The sequence below is a fragment of the Sphingobacterium humi genome (assembly GCF_009768885.1).
GTDB lineage: Bacteria > Bacteroidota > Bacteroidia > Sphingobacteriales > Sphingobacteriaceae > Sphingobacterium > Sphingobacterium humi.
Map to the genome: position 1 here is coordinate 36156 of NZ_WSQA01000011.1, position 15461 is coordinate 51616.

The following is a 15461-nucleotide window of genomic DNA, read 5'->3' on the forward strand; positions in this document are numbered from 1 at the left end:
TTTCTTAACATTTAGTAAATCAGGTCTCTTTTGTCGTTTAAATGACTATTTTTGTAGTACTAAAACACATATCATATTTTACATGAAAAATACTGCGTTAACCCATCTACATGTTGCTTTAGGCGCTAAGATGGTTCCCTTTGCTGGTTTCAACATGCCCGTACAATACACAGGAATCAACGATGAACACGAAACAGTACGCACTGGCGTAGGTATGTTCGACGTGAGTCACATGGGTGAATTTATTTTAAAAGGTGAAAAAGCTTTAGATCTTATTCAGAAAGTTTCTTCCAACGATGCATCTAAGCTGTACGACGGTAAAGTACAATATGCTTACCTTCCGAATGAAGAAGGCGGTATTGTTGATGACTTCCTAACCTATAAAATCGATGATACAACCTACCTATTGGTTGTTAATGCATCGAACATCGAGAAAGACTGGAACTGGATCAGCAAGTTCAATACCTTCGGTGTGGAGATGAAAGATATTTCCGATAAAACCTCCTTATTTGCGGTACAAGGCCCGAAAGCGGCAGATGCTCTACAAGGATTAACTGATATTGAATTGGCCCCTATGGAGTATTATTCTTTCCAAAAAGGTGTATTCGCAGGTGTAGAAAACGTATTAGTTTCAGCAACAGGATATACCGGTGCTGGAGGTTTCGAGATTTATGTCGATAACGAGCATGCAGAACAAGTATGGAACGCTATTATGGAAGCCGGTAAAGCCTATGGTATTAAACCGATTGGCCTTGGCGCTCGTGATACCCTACGTTTAGAAATGGGATTCTGTTTATACGGTAATGATATTGACGATAATACCTCTCCACTAGCGGCAGGATTAGGCTGGGTTACTAAATTCACGAAGGATTTTGTAAACTCCGAGAACCTGAAAGCAGAGAAAGAAAAAGGATTGAGCCAAAAGCTTGTAGGCTTCGAAATGATTGACCGTGGTATTCCACGTCATGATTATGAGATCATCAATGCGGAAGGCGAGAAAATAGGTCGTGTTACTTCTGGTACACAATCGCCAACCTTAAAGAAATCTATCGGATTAGGCTATGTGGATACAGCCTATGCGAAAGATGGTTCTGAGATCTTTATTTCCATCCGTAATCAACCGATTAAAGCGGTCGTGAAGAAATCACCGTTCGTGAAATAACGAAAGCAACATATAAAAGGAAAAGGGCTATTTTTTAGCCCTTTTCTTTTGTTTTAATGCTTGCTGTGCTTCGGCGGCCTTCTTAGCCTGCACATCGCGGCTCACCTGCTTTAAAAGCACTACTTTTAAATAAATCAGCACCACCAATAAGGCTATTGATACGCCTAAAAACAGCATATTACCACTGTTATAGCCCGCAACGGCACTTAAGATCAAAAACACAATCCCCAGGTTCAGCACCACATTCAATATAAATTTCTTCGTCATTTTTTCGTTGTTTCAGAGACTCCAATTACAGATTTGCGTAGGAAGGAAAAATAAACTATCCCCCCAATAATGTTTAACACGATAATGAACAGCGACAGCATCATCCGTTCGCCATTGCTAATGCGGGTAGAGCGCATTATCTCCAACAGCACCAAGACCAACCATAGCAAGGATAGAAACAGGGCAATACTCAGCAGAATAGGGGCAAAGCCCATTTTAAAGAGGAAGCTCAGTATCGCTACGATATAAAAAGCCAGACTAAACAGAAAGGCCTGTTTAGTCTGCTGCATTACCTTGTTCATGTCACAAAGGTAAGGATTATCCGATTTCTTTTTACGACTATGGGAAGATTCCGAGTTCTTTATAGGATTCGCCAACCTTATTGATGGCACAAATAAAGGCGGCTGTCCGTAGGTCTTCTACACCGTCGGTGGTTTTCCAGATATCATGGATCTCCTGGTAAGAACCGATCATGGTATCTTCCAAGCCAGAGTACACCAAGTCGACTTCATCCGGACCACGCAAGATAATCTTACGCTCCAATTTAGACACCTTTTGGTTGGTCATCGACTCGATGATATGTAGAATTTCAGCATACATATTCTCGCTGAAGCGTTTTTCCAAACGGCCGTAGCGCACGTGGCTCAGGTTTTTCAACCATTCAAAATAAGAAACCGTAACACCACCGGCATTCAGGTAAATATCCGGAATCACCAGTTTTCCTTTGCGGTTTAAAATCTCATCAGCATCCGGTGTCAATGGTCCGTTGGCCGCTTCACCTACAATCTGCGCTTGAATACGATCGGCATTCGATGCATTGATGACCGACTCTAATGCGGCCGGAATCAAGATATCACAAGGATATTCCAAGCCTTTTGCCGACTCTTCAATATTGGTAGCACCCGGAAAGTTCAAGATGGATCCTGTAGATTTACGATGCGCCACAACGGCATTTAAATCCAAGCCATTCTCATTATAAATAGCGCCTTCATATTCAATAAGCCCCACCAATAGGGCGCCTTCTTCTTCAAAGTACCGGGCGGCATGGTAGCCCACATTGCCTAGCCCCTGTACAATCACCTTTTTACCAGCAATACCTACCGACAGGCCCAATGCAGCCATATCGTCTTCGTTTTTACACGCTTCCCGTACCCCAAAGAATACCCCAAGACCGGTAGCCTCCGCACGACCACGTACGCCACCTTGAGAAATCGGCTTTCCTGTCACACAGGCCTGCGCATTAATCTCATTCGGATTTAAGGTTGTATAGGTATCCACAATCCAACTCATCTCCCGTGCTCCGGTTCCATAATCTGGTGCCGGCACATCCGTACCTGGTCCTATAAAGTTCTTTTTAACCAATTCCGTCGTATAACGACGTGTAATCTTTTCTAATTCATATTCGCTGTACTTCTTCGCATCGATCTTAATTCCACCCTTGGCGCCCCCAAAAGGCACATTCACGATGGCACATTTATAAGTCATCAAAGAAGCCAAGGCCATAACCTCATCTTGGTCTACTTCCATACTGAAACGGATCCCGCCTTTACAAGGCAGCTTATGGTGCGAGTGTTGCACGCGATAAGCCTCGATAACTTCCACCTCATCCCCAATCTTTACCGGGAATTTTACACGAAGAATGGAGTTACAGGCCTTGATTTGGTCAAGAATGCCGGGAGCAAATTTGGTAAATTTTGCCGCCTTGTCAAAATTACGAGCAACGCCCTGAAAGAAACTGTGAGTACTGTTGTCTGAACTGGACATAAATGTTAAAATTTGTTTACAATGGTACAATTTATATAAAGGTAGGGCTTTTAGGAGATTTCCAAGAGCAGCAGGCACAAAAACACTATTTTTAATCAAATGATAAAATATTGTTTTCTTTTTTAAAAGATAAGTAAGAAAATAGGCCTAAATAAAAAAGCCCAAGCAAGGCTTGAGCTTTTTTATTGCTAATGTTTTTTTATCTTGAATTAATAAACTACCATTTCAGGGTCAAAAGATTCTTTCCAAGCCAAGATTCCACCTTGTAAGTTGGCCAAATTGGTAAATCCTTGTTGCTCTAATAACATCACGGCTTGAGCGGAACGCTTACCGGAACGGCATTGAACAATGACAGGAATATCTTTAGAAATTTTCTCCGACTCGATCACTACACCGGACAACGGGATATTTAATCCGTTTAAATTGGATACTTCATATTCAAAAGGCTCACGCACATCAATCAGTTGGAATTCAATGTTGTGATCCATCATGTCTTTCAATTCTTGAACGCTAATTTCTTTCATAGTGTACTGCTATTTTATCAAATATAGCTAATAAAACGATTCCAACTGTCATTAGTTTATTAATTTTATTAAATTCAAAAAAAATTTAAACTATGAAAAAGTCTCTCGTTTTATCCCTCTTGTTAGGTTGTTCCTTAAGCTTTGGATATGCCCAACAGGCGGATAAAGGTATTAGCAGCACCGACAATATTAACCGTATTATCAATACCCTGGCTTCCGATGAAATGCGCGGACGCTCGGCTTTAAACTTGGAAGATATTGGACGGGCCGCCGACTTTATCGCTCAGGAATTTAAGAACATCGGCTTAAAACCTTATGCCGAGGACAACTTCCGCCAAACATTCCAAGTCAATCAATCCAAAACCCGCTTACAGGAAATCACGTGGAACAAAAAGAAATTAGCCGACGATCAATTCCTTATCATGGGCAACGTGCAGAACCTGCAATGGGATCAACACAGCAAAATCAGCAAGCTGCAGATCGCCGCAGGCGACGATTTTTCGCAAAAGTTCCGTGAATTCATGCAGCAAAACCCCGATGATGCCATCGTATTAGTCGATAAAAAACATGCTGCCTTCCTGGCTCGCTTCAAAAAAATATACAGCCGCGATCAGATTACAACCAGTGAACAAGGCCTGCCTAGCGGCCCTAGCAAAGTATTTGTCGTGGCCGACAGCTTCGCGCCAAGCTATAGCATCCGCCTGCAAAAGGAAACCAGCAGTTTGCCGATGTTCAACGTAGCGGGCATTATCCCGGGCAAATCGAAAGCCGATGAATACGTTATCTTCTCTTCGCATTACGATCATATTGGCATTCTTCCGGCCGTAGGCCAAGATTCCATCGCCAATGGCGCTGACGATGATGCCTCCGGAACCACCGCAATGATCGAGTTGGCCCGCTATTACCAAGGCCTGCAGAGCAATGAACGCACCTTGATTTTCGTTACATTCACCGCTGAAGAAATCGGTATGTTCGGTTCAAAATACTTCTCCAACAATATTGACCCGGAGAAGGTAGCCGCCATGATCAATATCGAAATGATCGGTAAAGATTCTAAATTCGGCCCCAATTCCCTATACATTACGGGTTATGATGCCTCCAACCTGGGCAAACTGATGCAAGAGAACCTGGCCGGCTCGGCATTTACCTTCCACGCAGATCCCTATAAAACGCAAAACCTCTTTTACCGCAGTGATAATGCCGTATTAGCAGCGCTGGGCGTACCGGCGCATACCTTCTCGACTTCACAAATCGATAAAGACAGCTATTACCACACCGTAAAAGACGAGGTGAGCACCTTGGATATTCAGAATATTAAATCGAGTATAGAAGCCATTGCCAGAGGGGCAATCGGCCTTATTAATGGAACACAAACCCCAACACGAGTAGAAAAACTACGCGATTAAGGTTTTCTGCATAATGTAATCATTCAGCACAAATTGGTAGTAGGGGATGTCTACAGACTCTACTACCTTAAACCCTTGCTTTAGGTAGAAATGATAAGCCTGGTTATATCGGTTTACGTTCAACTCCAAAAGCGTCAAGCCCTGCCTCAAAGCCTCGCTGGCCGCAAAATCAATCAACTTTCTTCCTAAGCCCTTTCCCTGCGTCTCTGGCAACACATAAAGTTTGTCTATACGAAGCCTTGTCGGATGCTTACTTAAGGCCATAAAACCAAGCGCAGTGGCCTCCTCGACAATCAGGTAAAAGCACACTCCGTCCTTCATGGCTTGTTGCAAGGCTTCAACCGTATAGCTTTGGGCCAACATAAAGTCAATCTGCTCTTGGCTCAACACCGATGCATAGGTGGGATACCAGGTGGCATGTGCCAATTGTTGAATCAAAGCAGCATCTGCCGCCAAGGCTGGGCGAATCGTTATCATAAGGCTTCTCCAATTATCAAATAGTCCGCTTGCTCTTCCAAGCGTACAAAACCATCCTGTAGCACCTCCACATAGCCCTCCTGCAGCAACTTCACATTACTAAACAGGCTTAACAGCATTTCATCTGCCTCCGGAACATGCAATATGAGGCCCGCGGGCAACCATTTCTCATAGCTTTTCAGGAAAATATATTTAAAGTCCCGGCTAATGCAGGAAATGGTAAAGTCGGGGATCCAGGGTCGAAAATCAGCCAAACGAGGAGTCTCGCACAGGATATTCACTGCCGTATTGCCCTTTTCTTGTAAATAGCCGAATAAGCTCGGGTATATCCCTGCATCCATCGGCAATAAAACCAAATGTTCTTCGGGTTCCACAGCAAGCTGCTGATCCAATAAAACCACATCCACCTTAATCCCTCTGGATAACAAGGTTTCATAATGGCTGGATAGCGTCAATAGGGTAGGGCTCCATTCCAGCAGTTGCCCCATGTAAAAATCAGCTAATACATGCGGATCGGCTACAAAGAGTGCCGGTTCTTGATTCTCGCGAATAATATGATGGGAAGACATAACTAAGCGCCTAAATACCGAATCGCAGAATAGGCCATTAAACCAATACTGAGCTGTAAAGCCGCTTCATCAATATCAAAGGTTGGCGTATGTACGGCCGATTGAATACCCTTTGCCTTATTGCCCGTACCTAAGCGGTAAAAACAAGCCGCAATCTCTTGCGAATAATACGAGAAATCTTCAGCTGCAGGCCATAAATCCAGGTCAAGTACATTCTCCTTGCCCAAATACTCCTCGGCATAACCACGCGCGGCAGCCGTAAGTTCTGGCTCATTAATGAGGTATGGATAGCCTTTGCGCACTTCAAAATCGCAGCTCGCCCCCATACTTTCGGCAATGCCTTCGGCCAGCTTCAGCATCTTGCTATGGGCTTCTGCGCGCCACTGCTCATCAAAGGTGCGGAAGGTCCCCTCCATGTACACCTCTTCCGGAATAATGTTCGTAGCGCCATTCCCTATAATTTTCCCCCAGGAGAGTACCGTAGGAATACGAGGGTCGGCGGAACGCGACACAATCTGTTGCAGGGCCGTTATTATTTGTGCCGCAATGGCAATAGGATCAATATTTTGATGGGGATGTGCGCCATGGCCACCTTTCCCGCGAATCGTCATAAACAATTCATCACAAGAGGCCATATACTTGCCTGAACGGAAACCTACGGTTCCAGTTTCTAGAAAAGGCATCACATGCTGACCGATAATACCCACCGGCTCGGGGTTCTTTAAAGCCCCTTCTTTTATCATCAGCGATGCGCCACCCGGCAGACGTTCTTCTCCGGGTTGAAAAATCAACCGCACGGTACCTGCCAGTTCCGATTTGAGGGCGTTCAAAATCTTAGCCACCCCAATTAAAGACGCGGTATGCACATCATGCCCACAGGCGTGCATCACCCCCGGGTTTTTCGAGCCGTATGATCGGCCTTCCACCTCCGTAATGGGCAAAGCATCCATATCGGCACGTAAGGCCAAGGTTTTTGCCGACGGCAAATCGCCCTTTATTTCTGCCACAAGGCCTGTATCGGCCATCTGTTGAAAGGGGATACCTAAATCAGTAAGTTGTTGTTGAACAAAAGCCGAGGTATTATATTCGGCAAAAGACAGCTCCGGGTTTTGATGGAGGTGTCTTCTATTATTTACGGTATCCTGAAAGTATACCGCCGCCAGATCTTGGATCTTCTCTTTAATTGTGGACATGCTTTCTTACGCTATTGCCACACCCAGACGTCTTCCACGAATACAAACACATTTCTGTAATTGCCGCGCAGTTCGCGCATGTAGGCCGTAGCTTCCGAACGACTCGTAAAGTCGCCCACTTTCACACGATAATTGGGTTCTACGTAATCCAAATAGGCGCCCATATCACTATTCTGGCGTAAGAAATTATTTTGCACATTGGTTGCCTCGGTACGGCTGGTGCCTGAATATATCTGTACCCGAAAGCCCCGAACTTTGACACGCTTGGCATAGCGCTTGTCAATTTTCTTCGGTTCTAAGGTAATCGGGGTTTTAACAGAAGAAGGATTTATTGCATAGTATGCTCGGTATTCCTGTAAAAGTCCAATTAATGAGTCTTTAACGACAACCACCTTGCCTTCTTGCGCCTGGGCAAATTGCCCCAGCATCAATAAGAAGCAACCTACAATAAATCCTTTTTTTATCATCTTTTATTAACCTTGTTTTCCGTGACAGTTCTTGTATTTAAGACCTGACCCACAAGGGCACTCATCATTTCTGCCCACTTCTTGCTCCTTGCGGATAGGCTGGGTAACCTGAGGCTCTTGGGTATTCAAATCTTCTTCACTCACTCCTGTTGGCGAACTCAATTCCTCTTTAGTTTCTGTTGTTTTAACTTTTGGTGCCTCCGGACGGGCAGCCTGAATGTTCTGTGGCTGCTGTTGTTGTCCCGGGATTTCCCCTTTAAACAAGAAACTAACAATCTCTTTATTCATGGATGCCAACATCGTCTTAAACAAGTTGTAAGCCTCCATTTTATAAATAATGATCGGGTCCTTCTGTTCATAAACAGCATTTTGCACCGATTGTTTCAAATCATCCATTTCACGAAGGTGCTCTTTCCATGCTTCATCAATCAAGGCCAATACAATGCCTTTCTCGAAGGAACGGAACACATCCTTACCGTTGCTATCTACTGCTTTCTTCAAGTTTGTAGCAACTTGAATGCCACGAATACCATCGCTAAACGGAATAATAATATTTTCTATCATGCCACCACGCTCGGCCATCACATTGGTCAACACAGGTAAGGTCTGCGAAGCCACATGCTCTGCCTTTTGGTGGTAATGATCGATAACTTGCGTAAATAAGCGTTCCGCCAATTCGTTACCCCCGGTGCTGCTGAAATCCTCTTGCGAAATTTCAGGGTTTACAGCAAATACGCGGATTACTTCAATTTGGAACTCATCAAAGTTGTTATCTTCTTTCGCTTGCAACACGATGTCCTCTACCACGTCATAAATGGTGTTGTTCAAATCCACATCTAAACGCTCGCCGAATAAGGCATTCTTACGTTTGCTGTAAATTACATTACGCTGCGAGTTCATCACGTCGTCATACTCCAATAAACGCTTACGGATACCGAAGTTGTTTTCCTCTACTTTACGTTGCGCACGCTCGATAGATTTGGTCAACATGCTATGTTGCATCACTTCGCCTTCTTCCACACCCATCTTCACCATCAGGTTAGAAATACGCTCGGAAGCAAATAAACGCATCAACGGATCTTCCAAAGACACAAAGAACTGCGAAGAACCCGGGTCACCCTGACGTCCCGCACGACCACGTAACTGACGGTCAACACGACGAGATTCGTGACGCTCTGTACCGATGATCGCTAAACCACCCGCATTGATAACTTCCTCGGCTAATTTAATATCCGTACCACGACCCGCCATGTTCGTAGCGATAGTCACTTGGCTCGGACGACCTGCCTCGGCAACAATATCAGCCTCTTTCTGGTGCAATTTCGCGTTCAACACGTTGTGTTTGATGCCACGTAATTTCAACATACGGCTTAATAATTCTGAAATCTCTACGGAAGTAGTACCCACCAATACCGGACGGCCTTCTTCGGTCAATTTCTGAATCTCTTGTGCTACAGCATTGTATTTCTCACGTGCCGTACGGTAGATGTAATCTTGACGGTCGTCACGTTGAATCACACGGTTTGTTGGAATTTCAACCACATCCAATTTGTAGATTTCCCATAACTCACCAGCCTCTGTAGAAGCCGTACCGGTCATCCCCGATAGTTTATGGTACATACGGAAGTAGTTCTGTAAGGTAATGGTTGCGTAAGTTTGTGTCGCATCCTCTACTTTTACATTTTCTTTCGCTTCAATCGCCTGGTGTAAACCATCCGAGTAACGACGGCCATCCATAATACGACCGGTTTGCTCATCAACGATTTTCACCTTATCCTCATCGACGATGTACTGATCATCGCGCTCGAATAGGGTATATGCTTTTAATAACTGGTTGATGGAGTGAATACGTTCTGCTTTTACAGAATAATCGCGCATCAACTCTTCTTTACGCTGTGCTTTCTCTTCAACAGCAATATCTAATTTCTCGATTTCTGCAATCTCGGTACCTACGTCCGGTAAGATGAAGAAGCTCGGATCCTCTCCGGTTGCTGTAATCAACTCAATCCCTTTTTCGGTAAGTTCTACCTGATTGTTTTTCTCATCGATCACGAAGAACAACTCCGCATCTGCCTTCGGCATATGACGGTTCTGCTCTTGCATATAGTAGTTTTCTACTTTCTGTAAAACCTGACGGTGATTGCTTTCACTTAAGAACTTAATTAAAGCCTTGTTTTTCGGCAAACCACGGTAAGCACGGAATAAAGCCAATCCGCCTTTTTCTACGTCTGTATCGCCTTCGGCAATGGCTTTCTTCGCTTGGTTCAATACCGTGTTGATATAGGCTTTCTGTGCATTTACCAAACGCTCGATTCTTGGTTTCAACTGGTAGAACTCGTGCTGATCGCCCATAGGAATCGGACCGGAGATGATCAATGGCGTACGCGCATCATCAATCAATACCGAATCCACCTCATCGATCATCGCGAAGTGCAATTTCCGTTGAACCATAGATTCCGGATTATTTGTCATGTTATCACGCAAATAATCGAAACCAAATTCGTTGTTCGTACCATAAACGATATCCGATTGGTAAGCCTTACGGCGTTGTGCCGAGTTAGGTTGATGCTTATCAATACAGTCTACACTTAATCCGTGGAATTCGAAGATAGGACCATTCCACTCCGAGTCACGACGTGCTAAATAGTCGTTCACCGTTACAATATGGATACCTTGACCCGACAACGCGTTTAAGTAAGTAGGCAATGTTCCTACCAAGGTTTTACCCTCACCCGTAGACATCTCTGCAATCTTACCTTGGTGAAGGACAATACCACCGATCAACTGCACATCGTAATGCACCATGTTCCAGGTTACTTCGGTACCGGCAGCCAACCAGGAGTTCTTCCAAAGGGCTTTATCGCCTTGGATTTCCACGTTCGGCTTACGTACCGCTAAGTCTCTATCGAACTCAGTTGCAGTAACTTCGATTTGTTTATTCTCGGTAAAACGTCTTGCTGTTTCTTTTACGACGGCGAAGGCTTCTGGAAGGATTTCCAATAATACTTCTTCTAATTTCTTGTCGCGGTCTTTGGTTAATTTATCGATTTTCTCGTAGGTTGCCGTTTTTTCCTCCATGTCCTCGGTTGTCTCGGCATGAAGTTTTAAATCGGCCATTTCCTTATCTATATCGGCGAGATAGGTGGCAATGCGGTTTTTAAAATCTAGGGTTTTCCCACGTATCTCATCATGGCTTAAGCCCGACAGTTTTTCGTATTCTTCCTTAATCTTATTTACAAGAGGCATAACCCCTTTAATATCTCTTTCAGACTTACTGCCGAATAATTTGCTTAAAAATTTTAACATAATTCTCTATTTCTGTATTGGCATGTACAAATATGACTCCAAACCCTATTAGCAGACATTTTGACATTAACCGGGCAAATTTAGTTAATACAGATGATAACTAACACTTTCCCTATCCTTTTTTATCAATTATTTTACTAAAAATATATTTTTCTCCGTTGCAGGAGTTAGATTTAAGCTCCTGGCCTTTTCAAACAGGGTATTTACCGCATTTTTACCCACGGCACCCAGGTCTTCAGAATAGGCATTCACGTATAATTCAATGTGTTTATACATCACTTCTTCGGCCATTTCCTGTGCATGCGAACGAATATAGGCTAAGCCTGATTTCGGATGGGCGAAAGCATAAGCCACCGATGCTTTCAGCAAGCGGTTCACCTTTTCTTTGGTTTCCTGTGGCAAAGAACGCTTGATTACAATGCCCCCCAAGGGAATCGGTGCCTCGGTTGTCTGTTCCCAGTAATCGCCTAAATCCGCAATTTTATGAAAACCCCGATCCATATAGGTAAACCTGTTTTCATGAATTATTAACCCGATATCGATCTGCTCGTCCTTTAAAGCCTGCTCAATATCAGAAAACAGCAGCTCCTGCTTGTTGGTTAATTGGGGAAAAGCCAGACCCAACAAGAAGTTGGCGGTGGTATATTTTCCCGGAATGCCTATACGTAGGTTTTGGAACTCCTTCGGCAGCTCCTTGCCGGCATAGCCTGCCAAGGCTGCGGCCAAATCAGCATCTTTGCAAATAAGCAGCGGCCCCACACCAAAGCCTAAGGCCGAGCCCGCATCCAGCAGCTCATAGTCTTCTACGGCATAAGCAAAGGCATGATAACTCAGCTTTGTAATGTCTAAATCGCCGCGAAAAGCCTTCTCATTCAGGGTCTCTACGTCATGATATTCCACGTGAAACCGTAAACCTTCCGTGTCGATTTTATCATGAATCAGCGCGTCAAAAATAAACGTATCATTGGGGCAGGGCGAAAAGCCCAGAGTCAACTCTTCCATAGTCAATACTGCTTGCTGCAGTTAGATTGCAATATTCTTGGTAAAAACTAAAGCCAGCATACCTAAAAAAGTAGCCAAAATAAGGCCTGTGGCAAACTTATCCCATCCCTTTTTATAGGTAATCCAGGCCGTAACTAAATTTACAGTAGCCGCCAACACATAAAAACCCGTTGGTTTTGTGGGCATCAGCTCTTGCTGCAGTTGGGTATAGGTCTGTAATACATAAGCCAATATCGGAAATATGGCGCCTACCAAGAGGCCCGTAACTAAACTATTCTTCATGCCTTATTTATCATCAAAACTCCAGGAGTTCAACTCCGGAATAGCATGGTGTGCCGTCATATCAAATTGCGTCGGTACAATAGAAACAAAGCCATTTGCCAAAGCAAAGGCATCCGTATCTTCACCACGATCGTTTAATTGGAACTTCCCGGTCATCCAGAAATATTCTCTTTCGTAAGGATCTAAGCGTTCGTCAAACTCCTCAAACCACTTGGCATTCGCCTGACGGCAAATCTTAATGCCCTTGATATCCTTATTGATATTCGGAAAATTGACATTCAACAAGGTGTTCTTCGGCAATCCGTTAAGCAATACCTGCTCTGCAATGGTTTTTACATAAGAACGGGTATGCGAAAAATCAGCATGATGCGCAAAGTCATCCAAGGAATAGCCAATAGATGGAATATCTTCAATAGCGCCCTCTACGGCGGCCGACATCGTGCCTGAATACAATACGTTGATGGAGTAGTTCAATCCGTGGTTAATGCCAGATACACATAAATCGGGCTTCTTGCCTTTGAAGATCTTATTCACCGACAGCTTAACGCAATCTACTGGTGTGCCTGAACATTTGTACATTTCCACCCCTTCATACAGGTCTATCTTATCTAAGCGTAAAGGTTTGCCGATGGTAATGGCATGGCCCATCCCTGATTGGGGGCTATCGGGGGCTACAACCACCACATCCCCAATTTCTTGCATCACCTCCAATAAGACCTTGATCCCTGGTGCTGTAATTCCGTCATCATTAACGACTAAGATTGTTGGTTTCTTTTTTGCCATACTGCTAAGTTAAGAATTGATGTTAGACAAAGGCGAATACCGCCTACTTTTTTGCGGAAAACTTACGAGTAAGCTAATACGAAGCAAGGAACCTATTCATCCAGTTTTAAGGCAACGCGCACATAACCATTGCCATAATTGGTTTCCCGCAAGCGGCCATTCACAAAAACTTCCAAGGTCAGCAATACGGTCTTATCGGTACAGGTGGCATCCAGCTCAATGCAGGTATCCTTCGTGCAAAAACTGATTTCCCAGAAATCCTTAATTAAAATGGGTTCTACCACATAACTCGATACCCGCACCGGAATGCTGGGCGTATTACTTTTAACAACAAGCTTAATTCTGTTCTTCTTTACTGCTTGACAGTTCTTCCCCTTATACTTTTTCTTAGAACCGGCCATCAATAGGCCCGCCACTAAAAAAGTAGAAAGAACCACCCATCTCTTTAATTTCATGTACTATCCATTATGTTGGTCAGGAGGGGTATATGCTGAAGGAATACCCCGAATTGCAATACTTTTTACCCGGTAAATTTACAAAAACAGTTTCCTGTATGCTATGCTTGAAAACACTTAAAACCCGCTTTTTTAGCGGAAATGCGGAAATAAATAGCTGAAAATGGCTAGGATTAAATTATCAATACCCGTTGCCTAAATCACCTTAAAAACCCCGAAGAAACGGAGAAAGGATCTAGAGGGCTTGCTAATATCAGCCTTTTTAAAGCCTTTAATAAGGCGTATGAAAGCCTACTTGAAAGGGGTTTGATACGGGTGAGAAAGGGGAGAGAAAGGGGTGAGGAAGGGGGGAGACTTAGCGTTTAGTGCTCTTGTCATTAATTTGTCATCAACTTGTCATGGTGAGCGGAGTCGAACCACGAACCACGAACGACTGGTACGTCAGTACTGGTAGTACGCCGAAAGGTACTTTTTGCAATGCTTTGCTAATAAAAAAGCACGTGCCGCCATTTTATAATAATGTAAACATTTGTTAATAAGTGTGTTACGAATGGTTGATTGCATTGACGTACCAGTCGTTCGACTCCGCTCACAATGACAGCACGATGACAACACTTGCCCTCGTTTACTACCAAAGCATGCTGAACCTTTAAGCATACAACCCCTTTTTATCGATGAAATCGATAACAGCATCAGGGGTATAAAATTTAATAGATTTTCCGGCTTGCACCGATTGGCGCAAGAAGGTGGAAGAGAGTTCCATCAGAGGAGTATCGGTCAGTTTTACGGAGGGGTGTTCCTTCAAGTCGCCGCCATCATAACCGGGGCGTGGATACACCACAATTTGATAATCGCGCAATAAGATATCTGCATTTTTCCATTTCCGTAAGCCTTGCAGGTTATCTTCCCCCATAATCAACACAAATTCCTTCGTTGGGTACTTTTCGGCTAGGTGGATTAGCGTATCGATAGTATAGGAGGGTTGGGGTAAATTAAACTCGATATCGCTGGCTTTTAAGTGGTCGACGCCGGCAATGGCAAGCTCCACCATTTCCAACCTATCGTACATATTGCCTAGGCTTTTCTTCTCCTTAAAGGGGTTCTGAGGCGATACCACAAACCATACTTCGGCCAGGTCGGTATAATTCACCATGTAATTAGCAATAATCAGGTGCCCGATGTGCACCGGATTAAAGGATCCAAAGAATAAACCAACCTTCGTTTTTGACATTTAGGAATTGATAAAATCAAGCACTAGTTGTTCAGCTTCCGCACAGGCGGTTTCTAAATCGTTGTTTTGAAGCACCACATCAAACTTATCGGCAAAAGAAAGCTCATGCTCAGCCTTCGCAAAGCGCTCTTGTAATTTTTCGGCAGAATCGGTACCACGGCCTGTTAAACGTTCTTTCAAGACCTCCAGCGATGGTGGATTAACGAAAATAGCCAAGGCCTGATCGGGGAATTTAGACTTTAAGCGCAAGCCACCAACGACATCAATATCAAAGATAACATGCTTGCCTTCTTGCCAAATACGCTCTACTTCAGAACGTAGGGTGCCATAAAAGGTACCGCTATATACTTCTTCAAACTCGATAAACTCTTGTTTGGCAACTTTATGAAGGAAATCTTCCTTGGAAATAAAATAATAATCTATGCCATCTTGCTCGGTGCCACGAGGCTCGCGGGTACTCGCCGAGATGGAGAACGCTATTTTATCGCCGTGTTTTTCTAATAGTCTTTTTACAATGGTTGTTTTCCCAGCTCCGGAGGGAGCAGAGAAGATCAGCAGTTTTCCGTTCATGCG

General features: G+C 44.0%; 17 protein-coding genes. 2 read left to right on the top strand and 15 right to left on the bottom strand.

The window, feature by feature from the left end:
• The first annotated feature begins 82 nt into the window (after positions 1–82).
• On the top strand, positions 83–1162 hold the full coding sequence (gene gcvT, locus GQF63_RS14045; protein WP_160369876.1) for a glycine cleavage system aminomethyltransferase GcvT: 1080 nt from the start codon (positions 83–85) through the stop codon (positions 1160–1162).
• Positions 1163–1189: 27 nt separating this feature from the next.
• Here gcvT and GQF63_RS14050 read toward each other — a convergent pair whose 3' ends face one another.
• From GQF63_RS14050 to GQF63_RS14065, 4 genes are all read right to left on the bottom strand, one after another.
• Entirely contained in the window at positions 1190–1429 is a 240-nt protein-coding gene (locus GQF63_RS14050; protein WP_160369877.1) for a DUF6358 family protein, read from the bottom strand.
• Positions 1426–1731, bottom strand: coding sequence for a hypothetical protein (locus tag GQF63_RS14055; protein WP_160369878.1), 306 nt, complete (start codon positions 1729–1731; stop codon positions 1426–1428). Before GQF63_RS14055 ends, GQF63_RS14050 begins: the two co-directional genes overlap by 4 nt.
• A 37-nt stretch (positions 1732–1768) precedes the next feature.
• Positions 1769–3193, bottom strand: a complete 1425-nt coding sequence (locus tag GQF63_RS14060) for a Glu/Leu/Phe/Val family dehydrogenase (protein ID WP_160369879.1) — start codon at positions 3191–3193, stop codon at positions 1769–1771.
• Positions 3194–3402: 209 nt separating this feature from the next.
• Positions 3403–3717, bottom strand: coding sequence for a rhodanese-like domain-containing protein (locus GQF63_RS14065; RefSeq protein WP_160369880.1), 315 nt, complete (start codon positions 3715–3717; stop codon positions 3403–3405).
• Between the two features lie 92 nt (positions 3718–3809).
• Between GQF63_RS14065 and GQF63_RS14070 the strand changes: the two genes are divergently transcribed.
• Positions 3810–5123 carry a M28 family metallopeptidase gene (locus GQF63_RS14070; RefSeq protein ID WP_160369881.1) on the top strand — a complete coding sequence of 438 codons (1314 nt, stop codon included), beginning with the start codon at positions 3810–3812 and terminating at the stop codon, positions 5121–5123.
• On the opposite strand, the gene GQF63_RS14075 is transcribed toward GQF63_RS14070, so the two are convergent.
• From GQF63_RS14075 to gmk, 11 genes are all read right to left on the bottom strand, one after another.
• Entirely contained in the window at positions 5112–5600 is a 489-nt protein-coding gene (locus GQF63_RS14075; protein WP_160369882.1) for a GNAT family N-acetyltransferase, read from the bottom strand. The genes GQF63_RS14070 and GQF63_RS14075 overlap by 12 nt on opposite strands.
• Positions 5597–6169 carry a hypothetical protein gene (locus GQF63_RS14080; RefSeq protein WP_160369883.1) on the bottom strand — a complete coding sequence of 191 codons (573 nt, stop codon included), beginning with the start codon at positions 6167–6169 and terminating at the stop codon, positions 5597–5599. The genes GQF63_RS14075 and GQF63_RS14080 overlap by 4 nt, the downstream gene beginning before the upstream one ends.
• A 2-nt stretch (positions 6170–6171) precedes the next feature.
• A complete protein-coding gene (locus GQF63_RS14085; RefSeq protein ID WP_160369884.1) occupies positions 6172–7362 on the bottom strand; it encodes a M20 metallopeptidase family protein in 1191 nt (396 codons plus the stop codon).
• Positions 7363–7373: 11 nt separating this feature from the next.
• A complete protein-coding gene (locus tag GQF63_RS14090) occupies positions 7374–7829 on the bottom strand; it encodes an SPOR domain-containing protein (RefSeq protein ID WP_160369885.1) in 456 nt (151 codons plus the stop codon).
• A 6-nt stretch (positions 7830–7835) separates the two neighbouring features.
• Complete coding sequence (gene secA / locus GQF63_RS14095) at positions 7836–11135, bottom strand: preprotein translocase subunit SecA (protein ID WP_160369886.1); 3300 nt, start codon at positions 11133–11135, stop codon at positions 7836–7838.
• Positions 11136–11264: 129 nt separating this feature from the next.
• Entirely contained in the window at positions 11265–12137 is an 873-nt protein-coding gene (locus GQF63_RS14100; RefSeq protein WP_160369887.1) for a 1,4-dihydroxy-6-naphtoate synthase, read from the bottom strand.
• Positions 12138–12158: 21 nt separating this feature from the next.
• Positions 12159–12419 carry a hypothetical protein gene (locus tag GQF63_RS14105; protein ID WP_160369888.1) on the bottom strand — a complete coding sequence of 87 codons (261 nt, stop codon included), beginning with the start codon at positions 12417–12419 and terminating at the stop codon, positions 12159–12161.
• A gap of 3 nt (positions 12420–12422) precedes the next feature.
• The gene (surE, locus tag GQF63_RS14110) at positions 12423–13202 is read right to left on the bottom strand and encodes a 5'/3'-nucleotidase SurE (protein ID WP_160369889.1); all 780 of its coding nucleotides are present in this window, start codon (positions 13200–13202) and stop codon (positions 12423–12425) included.
• 92 nt (positions 13203–13294) lie between these two features.
• Complete coding sequence (locus tag GQF63_RS14115) at positions 13295–13657, bottom strand: hypothetical protein (protein ID WP_160369890.1); 363 nt, start codon at positions 13655–13657, stop codon at positions 13295–13297.
• 649 nt (positions 13658–14306) lie between these two features.
• Positions 14307–14888: a nicotinate (nicotinamide) nucleotide adenylyltransferase gene (gene nadD, locus GQF63_RS14120; protein WP_160369891.1), complete on the bottom strand. Its 582-nt coding sequence runs from the start codon at positions 14886–14888 to the stop codon at positions 14307–14309.
• Complete coding sequence (gmk, locus tag GQF63_RS14125) at positions 14889–15458, bottom strand: guanylate kinase (protein WP_160369892.1); 570 nt, start codon at positions 15456–15458, stop codon at positions 14889–14891.
• Positions 15459–15461 lie beyond the last annotated feature (3 nt).

Bases quoted from the DNA above. Each gene is read 5' to 3' on its own strand.
- GQF63_RS14115 (WP_160369890.1), bottom strand. From the start codon at position 13,657: ATGAAATTAAAGAGATGGGTGGTTCTTTCTACTTTTTTAGTGGCGGGC.
- surE (WP_160369889.1), bottom strand. From the start codon at position 13,202: ATGGCAAAAAAGAAACCAACAATCTTAGTCGTTAATGATGACGGAATT.
- nadD (WP_160369891.1), bottom strand. From the start codon at position 14,888: ATGTCAAAAACGAAGGTTGGTTTATTCTTTGGATCCTTTAATCCGGTG.
- secA (WP_160369886.1), bottom strand. From the start codon at position 11,135: ATGTTAAAATTTTTAAGCAAATTATTCGGCAGTAAGTCTGAAAGAGAT.
- gmk (WP_160369892.1), bottom strand. From the start codon at position 15,458: ATGAACGGAAAACTGCTGATCTTCTCTGCTCCCTCCGGAGCTGGGAAA.
- GQF63_RS14055 (WP_160369878.1), bottom strand. From the start codon at position 1,731: ATGAACAAGGTAATGCAGCAGACTAAACAGGCCTTTCTGTTTAGTCTG.
- GQF63_RS14105 (WP_160369888.1), bottom strand. From the start codon at position 12,419: ATGAAGAATAGTTTAGTTACGGGCCTCTTGGTAGGCGCCATATTTCCG.
- GQF63_RS14080 (WP_160369883.1), bottom strand. From the start codon at position 6,169: ATGTCTTCCCATCATATTATTCGCGAGAATCAAGAACCGGCACTCTTT.
- GQF63_RS14100 (WP_160369887.1), bottom strand. From the start codon at position 12,137: ATGGAAGAGTTGACTCTGGGCTTTTCGCCCTGCCCCAATGATACGTTT.
- GQF63_RS14050 (WP_160369877.1), bottom strand. From the start codon at position 1,429: ATGACGAAGAAATTTATATTGAATGTGGTGCTGAACCTGGGGATTGTG.
- GQF63_RS14075 (WP_160369882.1), bottom strand. From the start codon at position 5,600: ATGATAACGATTCGCCCAGCCTTGGCGGCAGATGCTGCTTTGATTCAA.
- GQF63_RS14085 (WP_160369884.1), bottom strand. From the start codon at position 7,362: ATGTCCACAATTAAAGAGAAGATCCAAGATCTGGCGGCGGTATACTTT.
- gcvT (WP_160369876.1), top strand. From the start codon at position 83: ATGAAAAATACTGCGTTAACCCATCTACATGTTGCTTTAGGCGCTAAG.
- GQF63_RS14065 (WP_160369880.1), bottom strand. From the start codon at position 3,717: ATGAAAGAAATTAGCGTTCAAGAATTGAAAGACATGATGGATCACAAC.
- GQF63_RS14090 (WP_160369885.1), bottom strand. From the start codon at position 7,829: ATGATAAAAAAAGGATTTATTGTAGGTTGCTTCTTATTGATGCTGGGG.
- GQF63_RS14060 (WP_160369879.1), bottom strand. From the start codon at position 3,193: ATGTCCAGTTCAGACAACAGTACTCACAGTTTCTTTCAGGGCGTTGCT.
- GQF63_RS14070 (WP_160369881.1), top strand. From the start codon at position 3,810: ATGAAAAAGTCTCTCGTTTTATCCCTCTTGTTAGGTTGTTCCTTAAGC.